Origin of the sequence: Stakelama pacifica (assembly GCF_004361835.1) — a bacterium.
GTDB classification, from domain to species: Bacteria; Pseudomonadota; Alphaproteobacteria; order Sphingomonadales; family Sphingomonadaceae; genus Sphingomonas; species Sphingomonas pacifica.
Genome location: NZ_SNWD01000013.1, coordinates 43,276 through 59,837, shown reverse-complemented (window position 1 = coordinate 59,837; position 16,562 = coordinate 43,276). Strand labels below are relative to the sequence as shown.

Genomic DNA, 16,562 nt, shown 5'->3' with positions numbered 1-16,562 from the left:
GCATCCGGCCTGAACCTCGCCTGTCTTGCCGGTTCAGCAAATTGCGTGCGTTCATGGTTGTGTCGCTTGCCAAAGTAACGCTATGGGCGGATCAGACACGCCAATGGACGCGCCTTCTCCCTTCCCCTGGATCGATGTGGTCATCATCCTAGCGCTTATCGCGCTGAACGGCGTGTTCGCGATGTCAGAGCTCGCGATCGTGTCGGCACGCCGCGCGCGACTTGATGCGCTGGCGCGGGCGGGCAAGCGCGGTGCGGACACGGCCAGGCGGCTCACCGAATCGCCCGGCAAATTTCTTTCGACCGTGCAGATCGGGATCACGCTGATCGGCATCCTCGCGGGCGCCTATTCGGGTGCCAGCCTCGGCATGCCGACCGCTGAGCGGCTGGAACTGCTGGGCGTCGCGCCCGATACGGCGCAGACGCTGGGCTTTGCGATCGTGATCGGCATTACCACCTATGTCTCGCTTATCATCGGCGAGCTGGTGCCCAAGCAATTCGCGCTGCGTTCGCCCGAACCGATCGCGATTCTGGTCGCGGTGCCGATGCTGTGGCTCTCCCGGATCGGCGCGCCGATCGTATGGCTGCTCGATTCGACCAGCGCCTTGCTGTTCCGCCTGCTCGGCATGCGGCGCGAATCGGATAATCAGGTCACGGCCGAGGAATTGCAGCTGATCGTCAGCGAAGCGACCAAATCGGGGGTGATCGAGGAGCATGAACGCTCGATCATTTCGGGCGTCGTGCGGCTTGCCGACCGGCCGGTGCGCGAGGTGATGACGCCGCGCACCGATGTCGACTGGATCGATGTCGATCTCGATGCCTCCGAAATCCGCGCTGCGTTGCTCGCAACGCCGCATACCCGCCTGCCGGTGGCCGAAGGGTCGGTCGATGCGGTGATCGGCGTGGTGCAGTCGCGCGATATCGTCGCCGCGCTGTTCCGCGGCGAAGCGCTCGACCTGCGCGCGATCATGCGTCAGGCACCGGTCCTGCCCGATCAGGTCGATGCGATGGACGCACTCAATGCGCTGCGCGCCGCCGAAGTGCCGATGGGCTTCGTCCATGACGAATATGGCCATTTCGAAGGGCTGGTGACGCCTGCCGATCTGCTCGCAGCGATTGCGGGCGAATTCGCCAGCGATGTCGATATCGGCGAAGCGCCCAATGTCGTCGAGCGCGAGGACGGGTCGCTATTGGTATCGGGGCAGATGCCGGTCGATGCGCTGGCCGACCGGATCGGGATCGATCTGGATGAGGATCGCGATTATGCGACCGTAGCGGGCCTCGCGCTCGCCGTGCTCAAACATCTGCCCGATGAGGGCGAGGTGTTCACCGAACAGGGCTGGCGGTTCGAGATTGTCGATCTCGACGGACGCAAGATCGACAAATTGCTGGTGAGCGCCCTCAGCGAGGACTGAGCGGGCGGCGCGATCAGCGCATCCGCGACCGAAGCCGCGACGCAATCTCCGACACGGCAATCGCGGGCAGGGCGAGCAATGCGATCAGCCCCAGCCCCAGCGGCAGAAGCGACAGATCATCGTTCCGCAGCAGCAGTGGGATCTGGCCGAACGTGATGGCTGCGCCGGCAATCCAGCCGCGTCTGCGCAGCACCGCGCCTGCCGCCGCACTCAGGGCAAGCGAAAGCGGATACCAGAGCGCCCAGTAGCGCGCGCCGTCCCATGGCTCGTCGACATGGTCCGCCCGCGCCACGAAACACCAATAGGCAATGGCGATCGCGCTGAGGAGGATCAGCGTCGCGATACGGCGCGGCACCGGCATATTATCGTGCTCGGGGCAGCGGTTCAGCCAAGCTTGCCGAATTTCGCTTCATAGCCCGCTTCGTCACCGGCCGCGAGCAGCGCTGCCTGTTCCTGCCAGCGGTCGCGCTCCATCCGGCCCTTGAAATTGCCCATTTCGGCGTCGATCGCCGCTGCCTGCTCAGGAGATAGTGCGGCGAGATCGGCAAAGCGACGGATGCCGAGCTCGTTGAGCTTCGCCGCGACCTTCGGCCCGACGCCTTTCAGCGTGGTGAGCGTATCGCCGTCGCCGGCTGCAGGAGCCGGGGCAGGGGCAGGTGCTGCCGTGGGAGCCGGTTCCGGCGCAACGGGCTTCGGTGCCGCCTCGGGCGAAGCCGGGGGAGCGGGCGCTGCCTCAGCAGTAGGTGCAGGCGCGGGTTCGGGCGAAGCGAACGCCTCTCCTTCGGCAATCGGCGGGGGGGCCGGGTGCGCAGGTGGCGGCGGAGTTTCGGCGCGCTTCTCCTGCGTATCGGCAGGGGCTGGAACCGGCGCGTCGCGTTCAACGCGTTCGAGCCGGTTATCCTCTTCGAGCCGCTCGATCCCTTCGCGCCGTTTGCGGACCAGCCGGGTGCCCCACCACAGCGCAATCACCGCCAGAATCGCGAAAATCACGATCAGCACCAGATGCACGGCGGTAATACCCATCATCTGATCCGCTGCGCCGAGAGGCGAGGTGCTTTGCAGGGAATCGTCCATATCAGCGGTCCGCTCCTTATATTATGACTGCCCCTGCATAACGCGCCATGCCGCAGCGTCCACCGGGGAGCGTGGCGGGAGAGGCTATGCCTGCTCCCGCTCGATCTCACGCCAGCCGATATCGCTGCGGCAGAAACCGGTTGGGAAATCCACCCGCTCGATCGCTGCATAGGCGTGGCGCTGCGCCTCGGCGACGCTGCCGCCCAGTGCGGTGACGTTGAGCACGCGCCCGCCGTTTGCAATCAGTTTGCCGTCCGCTTCGGCCGTGCCCGCCTGAAACACCCGCGCGCCGTTCGCTTCCGCCGCATCGATCCCGGCGATCGCGCCGCCGGTTTCCGGCGTGCCGGGATAGCCCCTTGCCGCCATCACCACGGTCAGCGCGGTTTCGGACGAGAAGGTCGGCGCCGCGCGCCCCCCCAGCTCACCCTTTGCGGTGGCGAGCATCAGGTCGAGCAGATCGTCCTCCAGCCGCATCATCAGCACCTGACATTCGGGATCGCCGAAACGGACATTATATTCGATCAGCTTCGGCCCCGTCTTGGTGAGCATCAGCCCGCAATACAGCACCCCCGAATAGGGCGAGCCGATCCGCGCCAGTGCCTCGACCGTGGGACGGATGATCTCGTCGATCGCCTGTTGTTCCAGCGCCGGGCTGAGCACCGGAGCGGGGCTGTACGCGCCCATGCCGCCGGTATTGGGGCCGGTATCGCCATCGCCGACGCGCTTGTGATCCTGCGCCGATCCGAAGGGCAGGATCGTCGTGCCGTCGGTCAGGACGAAGAGACTTGCCTCTTCGCCGGTCAGAAACTCCTCGATCACCGCTTCGCCGCGCCGGTTCGAAAACAGCGCTGCCACAGCTTCCTCGGCTTCCTCCGGCGAAAAGGCAATCGTCACGCCCTTGCCCGCAGCGAGCCCGTCCGCCTTTATCACCACCGGCAACCCGAAATCGCTCAGCGCCGCACGCGCACCGTCGATCGATTCGACGCGGACATAGCCGGCGGTCGGGATTTTCTCCCGGCGGCACAGATCCTTGGTAAAGCCCTTCGATCCTTCCAGCTGCGCGGCATCGCGCCCCGGCCCGAACACCGCGATCCCCATCGTGCGCAGATTGTCCGACAGACCGCCGACCAGCGGCGCCTCCGGCCCGACGACCACGAATTCGACCGAATTGCGCAGGCAGAAATCGATCAGCCCGCGATGATCGTTCGCCTGAATATCGACGCATTCGGCGTAATGTGCGATGCCGGGATTTCCCGGCGCGGCATAGAGTTTCGTAAGGGCCGGCGATTGCGCCAGCTTCCAAGCGAGCGCATGTTCGCGTCCCCCCGATCCGATCAGCAGGACGTTCATGCAAGATTTTCCATTCGATTCACCATCGTCACGGTTGGTAGCCGAGGACATGCCCGGCGACAATGCGATGGCGCTGAGCGTCAGCGAATTATCCGCCGCGCTGAAACGCATGGTCGAAGGCGAGTTTGGGAATGTCCGGCTGCGCGGTGAGATTTCGGGGTTCAAGCGCGCTGCATCGGGGCATGTCTATCTGGCGCTGAAGGACGACAAGGCAGTCATCGACGGGGTGATGTGGCGCGGTAATGCAGCGCGCATCGCCTTCGCCGCGCAGGACGGGCTGGAGGTCGTGGCGAGCGGCAAGCTCACCACCTATCCGGGCCGGTCGAAATATCAGATCGTCATCGATTCGCTCGAACTGGCGGGTGAGGGCGCGCTGATGGCGTTGTTCGAAAAGCTGAAGGCGCAGCTGGGCACCGAGGGGCTGTTCGCCAATGAGCGCAAAAAGCGCCTGCCCTTCCTGCCGCGCGTCATCGGCGTGGTGACCTCACCCACCGGCGCGGTGATCCGCGACATTCTCCACCGGCTGGAGGATCGTTGCCCCAGCCATGTGGTGCTCTGGCCGGTCAAGGTGCAGGGGCAGGGCGCTGCGGAGGAAGTCGCCGCCGCAGTGCGCGGCTTCGATGCGCTCGCCCCCGGCGGGCCGGTGCCGCGGCCCGATCTGCTGATCGTCGCGCGCGGTGGCGGGTCGATCGAGGATCTGTGGGCATTCAACGAAGAGGTCGTGGTGCGCGCGATCGCCGATTGCCGCATTCCGGTAATCTCTGCGGTGGGGCATGAGACCGATACCAGCCTGTCCGACCATGCTGCCGATCTGCGCGCGCCCACGCCTACTGCGGCGGCGGAGCTGGCCGTCCCGGTTCTCGCCGACCTGCGCCACACGATCGCGACCATGGCCTTGCGCACCGAACGCTGCGTGCGGCGCTATCATGAGCGGGGCGGGGAACGGTTGCAGGCGCTGGTCCGGGTGATGCCGAAGCGCGACGCGCTGCTCGCCCCGCAGCGGCAGCGGACCGACGATCTTGCGCAGCGACTGGGCCTGGGGCTCGAACGGCGGCTCGGCGTCGCGCGGCGGCGGCTCGATCAGTCGGGCGCGGCGCTTCGTCCGGCGATGCTGGCGCATCGGCACAGCGCCGCCGCCGCCCGGCTGGCTGCCGCAAGCCGGATGCTCGACGCGGTAAATCCCGACAATCTGCTCAAGCGGGGCTATGTCCGCGTCACGGCGCAGGGGTCAGGCGCAGTGGTGACGAGCGCGGCGCAGGCGCGGGGGGTCGGCGCGCTGATGCTGCGCTTCGGCGATGGTGAGGTTGCCGCAGTGGTTGAGCAGGCGGGAGCGAAGCCCTACACTCCCCCCAAAGCGAAGCCTGCGAAAACGGAATCCGGACCGCCGGTCGACCAGCCCAAGCTGCTTTAATAGCCAGTAGAAGCGAGTAACGATGTTAATGTCTCAACTGCCGCGCGCGGCGAAGCTGCGGTACCTGCCCAACGGTTTTCGCGTCCTGACGCCGGGCGATCACGTCCTGTGCGCCAGAAGCGGCCAGCCGATCCCGCTGGAAGAGCTGCGCTACTGGAGCGTCGCGGCGCAGGAGCCGTATGCCACGGCGGAGCTTTCGACCGAGGCGTTTCTCGGCAAATGAGAGTGAAGAAGGTCGGGTTCGTCGCAGCGCTCACCGCGCTGGCCGGGGGCTGTGCGGCGGTGCCGCCCCCCGCAACGCGCGCCGCGCCCGCGCCTGCGCCTACTTCCGTGACGCCGCCCACGCCTGCGCCGATCGCCACGCCCGTAGTGCCGATCGACCGCAGCTTTCATTTCGACAGCGACGAATTCATTCAGGGCGGACTGGTGCGTGGGGAAGCGCCCGACACCACGCAGCGCCTGACCTTTGACGGAAAGCCGATCGAGGTCGCGCCTGATGGCCGGTTCCTGATCGCCTTCGATCGCGATCATGGCGACACCGCTGCGCTGGTCGCGACACTGGCGGACGGCAGCACGGTCAGCGACACGCTGCCTATCGCGAAGCGCGAATGGCGGATCGAACGACTCAACCGTCTGCGCAAAGTGTCGCAGCCGAGCGCCGAATTTCAGCGCCGCCGCCCGGGCGAGCTCGAACAGATCCATGCGGCGCGCGCCGAGCACACCGACGCCACCGGCTGGCGTCAGAAGTTCATCTGGCCGGTGCGGGGGCGGATTTCCGGTCTGTTCGGATCGCAGCGTTTCTATCGCGGCGAGCCGGGGGCGTATCATTCGGGCACCGACATCGCCGTGCCCACCGGAACGCCGATCGTCGCGCCCGCCGATGGCGTAGTCACGATGATCTCCCGCGCGCCCTTCACACTGGAGGGCAAATTGCTGTTCATCGACCATGGCATGGGGCTGAACAGCGTGTTCATCCATCTGTCCGGGATTGATGTCGAACCGGGTCAGCATGTGAAACAGGGCCAGAAAATCGCCGAATCCGGTGCCACCGGCCGCGCTACGGGGCCCCATCTCCATTGGGGCCTGATGTGGAACGGCGCCCGCATCGACCCGCTGCTGGTCGCGGGTCCGATGGGAAGTCGTTAAACAGCCGCAACGAATACGATTCGCTTCTCTGGCGCGGGGATGTGACAAAAAAGCGACATGTGACGAGGAAGTCGCGTTTTGCACCTTCCTGCGCGCTTTACACCGTTCTTTGGCGGGTTCATCAGCTGCTCCAATTTCGTGACTTTGTTGCGAAAAGTTCAGGGAAGCGATTCCGTCGACCGCATGATTGCGGCGGCAGAAGGTAAAGCGAGGGAACCTTTCTAATGAGTACCACAACTTTTTTCCGCAAGCGGCTCCGCGGCGGCGCTGCGCTCGGCGTGCTGGCGCTGTTCGGCACCGGTGTCGTCAGCGTAACCGGCTTTGCCTCCACTGCGGCTGCGCAGACCGCCGATCAGCAAAATTGCGCGGACGTTAATGCCGACGGCACGTGCGACACCGAGCAGAATCAGAGCGTTCCGGCGACGCCCGCTGCTCCGGCAGCAGGTCAGATCGACAATATTGTCGTCACCGGCACGCGCATCAAGACGCCCGAAGCGCAGAACGCGGTTCCGGTTCAGGTAATCGGTGCGGAGCAGCTCGAATCGACCGGTACGGTCAACGTTCAGGAAGCGCTGCTGCAGAACCCCGTCTTCGGCGCTCCGACCTATTCGCGCAACAACTCAGCCTTCAATACCAGCAGCGCCGGTGCGGCTACGATTGATCTGCGTAACCTGGGCATTGACCGTACGCTGGTCCTGATCAACGGTCGCCGGGTCGTTTCGGGTATCCCCGGTTCATCCGCCGTCGACATCAACATGATCCCGACTGCGATGCTGGAGCGCGTCGAAACGCTGACCAGCGGTAGCGGTTCGGCGATTTACGGTTCGGATGCAGTTGCCGGCGTCGTCAACTTCATCCTGAAGGACGATTTTGAAGGGCTGGAACTCGGCGCTCAGACCGGTGTGGCGGAAACGGGCGATAACTTTACGCTCGACACGCATGTAATGCTGGGCGGCAATTTTGCCGACGGCCGTGGTAATGCGACAGTGTTCTTCGGTTATACTGAGCAGGGTGCCGCGTATAAGCGCAACCATTACACCGAAGAAGGGCGATCCAACCTCGATAGTTTCTACGGTGATACGCCGTTTGAGCGTGATCAGCCATTTTATTCCTCCTACGCGCCTCAGGGGCGTTATACCGCTGGTGACTACACGTTCACTTATGGGCCCGATGGTCAGCTGCAGCCGTGCTTCGCGACCAACGCAGCAAGCTGCTCGAACGCTCTTGGTACCGGCACCGGGCCAAACGGGTTCAACCGTACCGCTTATCGGTATCTTGCGGTTCCGGTTCAGCGCTATCTGATGAACCTCAACGCGCATTATGATGTGACCGATTCGATCACCGCCTTCGTTGAAGGTGCATTCGAAAGCACGCATGCGCGGTCCGAAATCGAACCCTTCCCGTTCGATACTGACAGCCCGACCTATTCCAATGGTCAGCAGGCGATCGAAACTCGCTACAATGGCGGCATTGTTCGCAATCCGTTCGTTCCCGATGGTGTGGGTGGTTATCAGTGCGCCAATCCTGATGCGGTTAGCGACGGCTGTGTTCCGGTCAATGTGTTCGGGCCGAACAGCTTCGATGCGGCTGCGATCCAGTATCTCCAGGCACCGCAAATGTATAATGCGGTCCAGAAGCAGACGCAGATCGGCGGAAACATCACCGGTTCGGTCAATTCCCTTTGGGGTGCCAACCCGATCGGTCTGACCGTCGGTACCGAATATCGCCGTGAATCGCAGTCTTCGCAGTGGGATGCTCTGCAGGCGGCCGGTCTGAACGGTGGTAATGCGCTTCCGCCGACCAAGGGTTCGTTCGACTTGTACGAATTCTACGGCGAAACGCTTGTTCCGCTGATTTCGAACAGCTTCGTCTACGATCTTTCGATCCGTGGCGCTGCGCGCTATTCGCATTACAGCACGGTTGGTAACACCTTCAGCTGGAATGCTGGTGCCGAGTTCGCTCCGATCCAGGACATTCGTTTCCGCGGCATGTATGCGGTAACCGTCCGGGCCCCCAACATTTCGGAACTCTTTGCTGGTCGTAGCCAGGACTTCCCGACTGTTACCGATCCCTGCGTGGGGATCGGCGCGACGGGCGGTGGTGCGCTCGGCGAAAATTGTCGTGCCGCTCCGGGCGTGCTGGCCAACATTGCTGCGAACGGTACGTTCACCCTGACCCAATCGGATATTCAGGGCGTGACCAGCTTCTCTGGCGGTAACCCCAATCTGCAGGAAGAGAAGGGCAAGACGCTCACCGCTGGCGTTCTGATCAACCCCCGTTCGATCGATGCGCTTCGCAACCTGACCATTACTGCGGATTATTTCCGCGTGAAGATCGAGGATGCAATCGTGGGCACGCCGCTACCCTTCATCCTCAACCAGTGCTATCAGCAGGGCCGCAGCGATTATTGCGACTTTATTGTTCGTCGCTCTGCCCCGCAGGGTCTGAACAGCGCTGGATCGCTTGATGAGGTGAACACGGCTGTCACAAACAGCGGCGGTCTGCAGACGTCGGGTATCGACGTGACCGTGAACTATGTTCAGGGTCTGGACATCGGATCGGATCGCTATCAGGCGACATTCCACGCCGCTTATACGCATCTGTTCACGGGCTATAGCCGGCCGCTGCCGGGTGCTGACAAAGATCGTTTTGGAGGTGAGGTCGGCGCTGCTACTGACCGTTTCACCATCAACACCGGTCTGGGCAACAGCGACTGGAAACTTACGCTGAATGGTACTTATGTTGGCCCGTCGTACCTTGATGATCAGACCTACGGGTATAAGGAATGGAAGGTCCATTCCGAATTCTATCTGGGCAGCCAGGTGCGCTTCTTCGTTACCGATGCGATGGAAATGTATGTCGGTGCGGATAATCTCCTGAACAACAAGCCGATGTATTTCGGTGGTACTGTGGATGCCACGACCGGTCAGGACACCAACACCGGTGTCTATGACCCGATCGGTCGCCGCTTCTACGCGGGTGCGAAGCTTCGCTTCTGATCCGCATAAGCGTGTAAATGGGAAGGGCGGAGCATTTGATGCTCCGCCCTTTTTTTGTCTTGAGGGTTTTAGATTTTTGAAAGATTTAAGTTCAGGTAGCGCGTAAATGATTCAATGCTTGAATGTAATTTCCGTGTTGGGGAGGCACGGCAGTCGACTGCCGCACAACGTGTGATATCGCTGCCCGACAACGCATGGGGGAGCGAACGCCGAACCAGCGTCGCCGACCGTTAAATCGACCGAAGAATAGCGAAGCCCGGATCAGCGGACCCGGTGCACTGCCGCTATTCCCTTCACGCCATCGATGCGAAGCCGGTATCCGCTCATAAAGCCCGACGAGATATGCGCAGTCTGGCCCGGCTCAAGCCATTTCCCCAGTCTTCCATCGGATGCCACCGTCCAGACCTGACCATTGGCGAGCGTTAGCTCACGCTCACCACCGTCTGATATCCGTAGCGCTTTGATGGTCGAATCCACACTTTGCGCAGTCGCCCGCTCAGATCGCATCCGGCGCTCGGACAGCCCGAAATCATCCTTTGGCATGTCTCTGCGGCGTGTTGCGGTGCCAGGTGACGCCGCCGTAACGGGCAAAGCGTCGTAACAGGCAAGTCGGGCATCGCGATCTTTTATCGAACGGCACTCATCGATCTGCTGGCTGCCATCGCTCTCCTGCGCATTTGCCGGCTGGCCCGTTGAAAATAAGGCGGCAAGCGCCATTCCGCCAATGGGAAAAGTGATTTTGCGCACAACCAATTCCTGAAAAATCGAGATACATGTAAATCTGCTTCAGGGAGCGGCCGATTGCAATGGCTCGGTCAAAACACATAAAAACGCGTCTGAGAAAAAAATTTCGGGTTGCGCACACACGGCCGGGAGCACGTTCCAACACGCGCGAAACTACGCCTTTGCGAAAGATTCTTCCTGATTTGCGACCTGTGACATTCCGGTAACACCTGCGTTAAAGGCGCGCATGTTACAATTTGGCGTCCTTTACAGCCGCGAAATCCCCGTTCATCAAATAGCAATGTTCGCCTCATGCACCGCAGCAACCGCGTGAGGGGAACCAGGGACCGTCCAGGGGAAAACGCGACAACGCGGCTGCCCCTTGGATCAAAGCGAGGGAACCTATCCTGTGATGACAAACATCTATCTCAACCGAAAGAAACTGCGCGGTGGTACCGCGCTTCACGCGCTGGCGCTGATGGGCGCAAGCATCGGCGGCGCGGCGATGTTCGCAGCACCTGCGGCAGCGCAGGATTATACGTCGGGTGCGATCTCCGGTACCGTAACAGATGGCACAGGCAGCCCGGTCGCCGCCGCTACGGTAACCGCCGCCAATACCCAGACAGGCGTTACACGTACGGCGACGACCGGCAGCAACGGATCTTACCGATTCACGTCGCTTCTCCCCGGCACGTACGATCTAACTGTACAGGCAGCAGGGTTGTCACCGTATACGGCGACTGGCGTTCGGTTGCTGGCATCGCAGACCGCCAATATTCCCGTCACGCTGGTTGCGGGTGGAGAGGACATCGTCGTTACGGGCGAAGCTGCGGTGCAAGCGTTTACTGGCACCACAACTGGTTTGAATGTTGACGTAGAGAGCTTCATCAAAGACAAGCCTTTGGGCCGGACCTTACAGTCTATCATTCAGCTTGCACCGGGAACGGTGTCGGGAAATTCGACAAACAGTACGTTCAACGGTCTGTCTTCGCTTGGCGGTGCCTCTGTCGCGGAGAACGCTTATTACGTGAATGGCCTGAATATCACCAACTTCGATAATTATCTCGGGTCCGCAAAAGTTCCGTTTTATTTTTATAAAAGCGTGGATGTGAAACTTGGCGGCTATCAAGCGGAATTTGGCCGAGCTACCGGCGGAATTGTTAATGCAGTAACCAAATCAGGAAGCAACGATTTCTCTGCTGCTCTTCATGTTGATTGGGCGCCGAACTTCCTTCAATCTCGTGCGAAAGACATTTATACTCGCGATCGTGATGGTAATTATTTCGCTCGAACCAATCGGAAATATGACGAATCGAGTAGTTTGCTGACAGCAATCGAAGCAAGCGGTCCGATCATCAAAGACCGTTTGTTCGTCTACGGGCTGTTGCAGTTACAGAACACCAAAAGCATCGTAAACTATCCCGTTTCGGAAATTTCACGTCGAACCGAGAATTCAGATCCATTCTGGGGGGTGAAGGTTGATGCGTATCCAATCGATAGTCAGCATCTCGAATTCACAATTTTTGACAACCGCAATACCGACACAGTTTATGATCGCGCTTATAGCGTGGTTGACGGATCGCCGAATATTGGTGCGGCCAAAACCGTAATCGATGAGCCGCACGGTGGCGTGAGCTATGTTGGTAAATACACCGGAAATTTCACAGACTGGTTTACAGTATCGGCCGCTTTTGGACGCGTTCGGGATCGTTTTGACCAAATCAGTATCGCCGGCGCGGGCAGTCTGCCTTACGTTCAGAATTCGTCAGGGGGGACTATATCTGGCGTACCTAATGGCGGGCTATTTACGGATCAGACGAATGACACAATAGATAGTCCATATAACACCGAGCGAAAATTTATTCGTGCTGATGCAGATATCTATTTCTCTGCTTTTGGTGACCACCATATCCGGTTCGGCTACGATCAAGAAAAGAACACCTTGAACAAGGTTTCTGTGCGTACCGGTGCTGATCAATTGTTGGCCGATGGATATCTTTCGCAGGAAGCATACAATGCTCAGTTAGGCAACGCCGGTTATAATTTGTTCTATAGAGCGCCGCTAAATGGTCGCAATGTAGTGGAGTTGAATTATTTCAACACGGGCGGTTCCTTTGAGTCAAAGAATCAAGCGTACTATCTCGAAGATGAGTGGCAGTTGACGGATCGTTTGACGCTGAATCTTGGTGTACGGCGCGATGATTTCCGCGTGAACAAGCCGGGTGGTAATCCACTTGTCGATCTGAAAAAGAACTATGCTCCGCGGCTCGGATTTACGTATGATGTGCCGGGCACGACCGGGAAGCTGTTTGGCTCTTATGGCTGGTACTATCTCCCTGTAGCGAGCAATACGGCTTTCCGCCAAGGTGCGCCGTCATATTACTTTAGCCAGCGCTACTATTCCGATTCTATCAATCCGCAGACCGGTCTGCCGTCCCTTGACGAATTGGTGCAGACGGACAGCGAATATCAGACTGCGTGCCCCTTTGCTCTTGTTCCTAATGGTGCGACGACGAATTGTGCTGTGACGGGCAACGGCGCAGATATCGATACGACGCAGGCCATCGATTCGGGGTTAAAGGCAACGCGCGAGAGCGAAGTCATCGTGGGCTATGAACATCGCATTGATATGTGGTCGTTCCGCCTCACGTTCACTCATCGCAATCTTGATCGTACGGCGGAAGACTCTGCAATCGACGCTGCGGTTATCGATTATTGCAATGCTAACGGGATCGTCGCCACGGATAATGCAACCGGCGATCCGGTCGCGTGTGGCGATATCTGGACCGGTTTCAACCAATATGTTATCAACAACCCTGGGAAAGACATTACGGTTGGTTTGCTCGCACCGGGAACCGATCTGGACGGACGAGAGGTGACGCTTACTGCAGATCAACTCGGTTATGGTCCAGCAAAGAGGACCTATGATGCGTTGCAATTAAAATTCGATCGAGCATGGAACGGTTCGTTTTCGGTTGGTGGCAGCTACACCTGGTCGAAATCGAGAGGTAACATTGAAGGCTATGTGCAGTCTGATTTCGGTCAAACGGACGCAGGCATTACGCAAGATTTTGATCAGCCGGGCTTCGTCGACTATTCCTATGGATATCTGCCCAGCGATCGGCGCCATATCCTCAAACTTTATGGCGCTGTGGCACTAAACGATGATTTCACTATTGGCGTGAATTCACAATTTGCGTCGCCTAACCACCTTAGCTGCTATGGTTATCACCCGACAGATCGGTTCGCACGTGCTTATCGTGCGGCTTCGCACTACTGCGGAGGCCAGCCAAGTCCGCGTGGAGAGGGGGAAAAGACTGATTGGTTGACCCAGTTCGATGTGCAACTGGGTTATAATCTCCACTTTGGTGATCGTGAGGTTCGACTGCGCGCCGACGTGTTCAATCTGTTCAATTCCAGAGCGGTTATGAACCGCAATCAGCTTGGAGATCTGGGACGCACCGTATCAGCTGATGGTACAGTGACTTTTGTTCCAGACCCAACCTATGGGCTGCCAAATCGCTATCAGTCGCCGCGTTATGTCCGGCTTGGATTGGATATCGCGCTATAAAGAGCTTCAACTGGCTGAGGCTGGTCGAGTGACCAGCCTCAGCGGCATTGAATTGGGGGACCGGCTAGTGCCGGTCCCTTTTTTTATTCAAACCACCCCCAGCACCAACCCGCCATCGCCTTCTTCAACATGCACCGTAACCCCGTCCTTCACCTGTCCGCGCAGGATCATGTCGGCGAGCGGGTCTTGCAGATAGCGTTGCACTGCGCGTTTTAGCGGGCGGGCGCCGTATACCGGGTCGTATCCCACCCGGCCGAGCCAGTCGCGCGCGCCCTGGGTGAGGTCGATGGTGATCTTGCGATCGGCGAGCAGCCGCTGCACGCGCGCCACCTGAATATCGACGATCGGCCCCATATGCTCCTGACCCAGCTTGTGGAACAGGATGATCTCGTCGAGGCGGTTGAGGAATTCGGGCCGGAAATGGGCGCGGACCACGTCCATGACCTGCGGTTCGACATCCTCGACCGACTGACCGGCGTCGAGATTGGTCAGATATTGCGAGCCGAGGTTCGACGTCATGATGATGATCGTGTTCGAAAAATCGACCGTGCGCCCCTGACTGTCGGTCAGCCGCCCGTCATCGAGCACCTGCAGCAGCACGTTGAACACATCGCTATGTGCCTTTTCGACCTCGTCGAAGAGCACGACCTGATAGGGCCGCCGCCGCACCGCTTCGGTCAGCACGCCGCCTTCTTCATAGCCGACATAGCCCGGAGGCGCACCGATCAGCCGCGCGACCGCGTGCTTTTCCATGAACTCGCTCATGTCGATGCGCACCATCGCGTTGCTGTCGTCGAACAGAAATTCGGCGAGCGCCTTGGTCAGTTCGGTCTTGCCGACGCCGGTGGGGCCAAGGAACAGGAACGATCCCAGCGGCCGGTTCGGGTCCTGCAGTCCCGCACGGGCACGGCGCACGGCGGTCGACACGGCTTTTACCGCGTCCGCCTGACCGATCACACGCTTGCCCAGCGCCTGCTCCATCTGGAGCAGCTTCTCGCGCTCGCCCTCCATCATCTTGTCCATCGGCACGCCGGTCCAGCGGCTGACGACCGAGGCGATATCGTCGCTGGTCACTTCCTCGCGCAGCATCGCGCCCTCGGTCGCGCCCTGCGCCTCGGCAAGCTGTTTCTCGAGCGACGGGATCGTGCCATAGGAAAGCTCGCCCGCCCGGCCGAGATCGCCCGAACGCTGCGCCTGTTCCAGTTCGATCCGCGCCTGATCGAGCTGTTCCTTCAGCTTCGCCTCAGACTGGATCTTGACCTTTTCGGCCTGCCAGCGTTCGGTAAGCTGCGCCGATTCCGCCTCCAGCCCGGCAAGCTCGTCTTCGAGCTTCGCCAGCCGGTCCTGCGATGCCTGATCGGTTTCTTTTTTCAGCGCCTCGCGCTCGATCTTGAGCTGGATGATCCGCCGGTCGAGCGCTTCGATCTCTTCGGGCTTGGACTCGACTTCCATGCGGATCCGGCTTGCCGCCTCATCCATCAGGTCTATCGCTTTGTCGGGCAGGAAACGGTCGGTGATATAGCGATTGGAGAGCGTCGCCGCCGCCACGATCGCGCCGTCGGTGATCCGCACGCCGTGATGCAGCTCGTATTTCTCCTTGATCCCGCGCAGGATCGAGATCGTGTCCTCGACCGAAGGTTCATCGACGAACACCGGCTGGAACCGCCGCTGCAACGCCGCATCCTTTTCGACATATTTGCGATATTCGTCGAGCGTCGTCGCGCCGATGCAATGCAGTTCGCCGCGGGCAAGCGCGGGCTTCAGCAGATTGCCGGCATCCATTGCGCCATCGGTCTTGCCTGCACCGATCAGCGTGTGCATCTCATCGATGAACAGGATGATATGCCCCTCGGCCCCCTTAACTTCGTCGAGCACGCCTTTCAGCCGCTCTTCGAACTCGCCGCGATATTTTGCGCCCGCGATCAGCGAACCCATATCGAGCGCCATCAGCGTGCGGTCTTTCAGGTTATCGGGAACGTCGCCATTGACGATGCGCAGCGCCAGTCCTTCGGCAATGGCGGTCTTGCCCACGCCGGGTTCGCCGATCAGCACGGGATTGTTCTTGGTCCGCCGCGCTAGAATCTGCACCGTGCGTCGGATTTCCTCATCGCGCCCGATCACCGGGTCCAGCTTGCCCGCGCGGGCAGCCTCGGTCAGGTCGGTGGCGAATTTCTTCAGCGCATCATAGCGGTCTTCGGCGCTGGCCGTATCGGCGGTGCGTCCGCCACGCAGATCGTTGATCGCGGCGTTCAGCTTTTCCGCCTCGACGCCTGCATCGGCCAGCGCCTTGCCCGCCGCGGTGGTGGTCGACAGCACGAGCGCCAGCAACAGCCGCTCGACCGTGACGAAGCTGTCGCCAGCCTTCGCCGCGACCTGCTCCGCCTGATCGAGCACGCGGACGCTATCGTTGGTCAGGCCGGGGGCACTTTGCGCGCCCGAACCGGAAACGGCGGGCAGTTTGGAAAGTGTGGCGTCGGTTTCGCTGACCGCGCGGCGCGGATCGCCACCGGCCTTTGCGATCAGGCCGGATGCCATGCCTTCGCTGTCCTCGAGCAGCGCCTTCAACAGGTGCGAAGGCGTGATCTGCTGATGGTTCATGCGGATGGCGACGGTTTGCGCGGATTGGAGAAACCCCTTCGCGCGATCGGTAAATTTTTCGAGATTCATGTCATTTCCCTGTCAGGCTTTGACTAACAGATAGTGTTGCAAATATACAACACAAGTCCCATCCGTTCCAATGTGTGCAGCCGGACGCACAAGTGCAATCGGGACTGATACGCATACCGTATCGATTGTGACGAAAGGGCTTGCCTTTCGCGGGTGTATTGTCACCATGTCACACATGCAAAGAAGTGCAGTTCTGCATGGGGGACC

At 60.4% G+C, this 16,562-nt stretch carries 11 protein-coding genes; 6 read left to right on the top strand and 5 right to left on the bottom strand.

Annotated features, from left to right (window positions below):
* The first annotated feature begins 103 nt into the window (after nucleotides 1-103).
* Nucleotides 104-1,414, top strand: coding sequence for a hemolysin family protein (locus EV664_RS15570; RefSeq protein ID WP_133496642.1), 1,311 nt, complete (start codon nucleotides 104-106; stop codon nucleotides 1,412-1,414).
* A gap of 13 nt (nucleotides 1,415-1,427) precedes the next feature.
* On the opposite strand, the gene EV664_RS15565 is transcribed toward EV664_RS15570, so the two are convergent.
* The 3 genes from EV664_RS15565 to purD all read right to left on the bottom strand — a co-directional run bounded on the left by EV664_RS15565 (nucleotide 1,428) and on the right by purD (nucleotide 3,838).
* The gene (locus EV664_RS15565; protein WP_188656446.1) at nucleotides 1,428-1,775 is read right to left on the bottom strand and encodes a hypothetical protein; all 348 of its coding nucleotides are present in this window, start codon (nucleotides 1,773-1,775) and stop codon (nucleotides 1,428-1,430) included.
* A 23-nt stretch (nucleotides 1,776-1,798) separates the two neighbouring features.
* Entirely contained in the window at nucleotides 1,799-2,488 is a 690-nt protein-coding gene (locus EV664_RS15560; RefSeq protein ID WP_229668297.1) for a helix-hairpin-helix domain-containing protein, read from the bottom strand.
* 84 nt (nucleotides 2,489-2,572) lie between these two features.
* Nucleotides 2,573-3,838 (bottom strand): phosphoribosylamine--glycine ligase, encoded by a 1,266-nt coding sequence (gene purD, locus EV664_RS15555; RefSeq protein ID WP_133496640.1) that lies wholly within the window; start codon nucleotides 3,836-3,838, stop codon nucleotides 2,573-2,575.
* Here purD and xseA point away from each other — a divergent pair.
* From xseA to EV664_RS15535, 4 genes are all read left to right on the top strand, one after another.
* Nucleotides 3,837-5,249: an exodeoxyribonuclease VII large subunit gene (gene xseA / locus EV664_RS15550; RefSeq protein ID WP_133496639.1), complete on the top strand. Its 1,413-nt coding sequence runs from the start codon at nucleotides 3,837-3,839 to the stop codon at nucleotides 5,247-5,249. The two genes, purD and xseA, sit on opposite strands and share 2 nt — an antisense overlap.
* Nucleotides 5,250-5,271: 22 nt before the next feature.
* On the top strand, nucleotides 5,272-5,472 hold the full coding sequence (locus tag EV664_RS15545; RefSeq protein ID WP_133496638.1) for a DUF2093 domain-containing protein: 201 nt from the start codon (nucleotides 5,272-5,274) through the stop codon (nucleotides 5,470-5,472).
* A complete protein-coding gene (locus tag EV664_RS15540) occupies nucleotides 5,469-6,395 on the top strand; it encodes a M23 family metallopeptidase (RefSeq protein WP_133496637.1) in 927 nt (308 codons plus the stop codon). Before EV664_RS15545 ends, EV664_RS15540 begins: the two co-directional genes overlap by 4 nt.
* A 224-nt stretch (nucleotides 6,396-6,619) precedes the next feature.
* A complete protein-coding gene (locus EV664_RS15535; protein ID WP_133496636.1) occupies nucleotides 6,620-9,394 on the top strand; it encodes a TonB-dependent receptor plug domain-containing protein in 2,775 nt (924 codons plus the stop codon).
* 261 nt (nucleotides 9,395-9,655) lie between these two features.
* Here EV664_RS15535 and EV664_RS15530 read toward each other — a convergent pair whose 3' ends face one another.
* The gene (locus EV664_RS15530) at nucleotides 9,656-10,141 is read right to left on the bottom strand and encodes a hypothetical protein (protein ID WP_133496635.1); all 486 of its coding nucleotides are present in this window, start codon (nucleotides 10,139-10,141) and stop codon (nucleotides 9,656-9,658) included.
* A gap of 388 nt (nucleotides 10,142-10,529) precedes the next feature.
* On the opposite strand from EV664_RS15530, the gene EV664_RS15525 reads away from it, so the two are divergent.
* Complete coding sequence (locus tag EV664_RS15525) at nucleotides 10,530-13,688, top strand: TonB-dependent receptor (protein ID WP_133496634.1); 3,159 nt, start codon at nucleotides 10,530-10,532, stop codon at nucleotides 13,686-13,688.
* Between the two features lie 87 nt (nucleotides 13,689-13,775).
* On the opposite strand, the gene clpB is transcribed toward EV664_RS15525, so the two are convergent.
* Nucleotides 13,776-16,355 carry an ATP-dependent chaperone ClpB gene (gene clpB / locus EV664_RS15520; protein ID WP_133496633.1) on the bottom strand — a complete coding sequence of 860 codons (2,580 nt, stop codon included), beginning with the start codon at nucleotides 16,353-16,355 and terminating at the stop codon, nucleotides 13,776-13,778.
* Nucleotides 16,356-16,562: the final 207 nt, after the last annotated feature.

Coding starts and splice junctions, on each gene's coding strand:
- EV664_RS15570 (WP_133496642.1), top strand. CDS start 104: ATGGACGCGCCTTCTCCCTTCCCCTGGATCGATGTGGTCATCATCCTA.
- EV664_RS15565 (WP_188656446.1), bottom strand. CDS start 1,775: ATGCCGGTGCCGCGCCGTATCGCGACGCTGATCCTCCTCAGCGCGATC.
- EV664_RS15560 (WP_229668297.1), bottom strand. CDS start 2,488: ATGGACGATTCCCTGCAAAGCACCTCGCCTCTCGGCGCAGCGGATCAG.
- xseA (WP_133496639.1), top strand. CDS start 3,837: ATGCAAGATTTTCCATTCGATTCACCATCGTCACGGTTGGTAGCCGAG.
- purD (WP_133496640.1), bottom strand. CDS start 3,838: ATGAACGTCCTGCTGATCGGATCGGGGGGACGCGAACATGCGCTCGCT.
- EV664_RS15545 (WP_133496638.1), top strand. CDS start 5,272: ATGTTAATGTCTCAACTGCCGCGCGCGGCGAAGCTGCGGTACCTGCCC.
- EV664_RS15540 (WP_133496637.1), top strand. CDS start 5,469: ATGAGAGTGAAGAAGGTCGGGTTCGTCGCAGCGCTCACCGCGCTGGCC.
- EV664_RS15535 (WP_133496636.1), top strand. CDS start 6,620: ATGAGTACCACAACTTTTTTCCGCAAGCGGCTCCGCGGCGGCGCTGCG.
- EV664_RS15525 (WP_133496634.1), top strand. CDS start 10,530: ATGACAAACATCTATCTCAACCGAAAGAAACTGCGCGGTGGTACCGCG.
- clpB (WP_133496633.1), bottom strand. CDS start 16,355: ATGAATCTCGAAAAATTTACCGATCGCGCGAAGGGGTTTCTCCAATCC.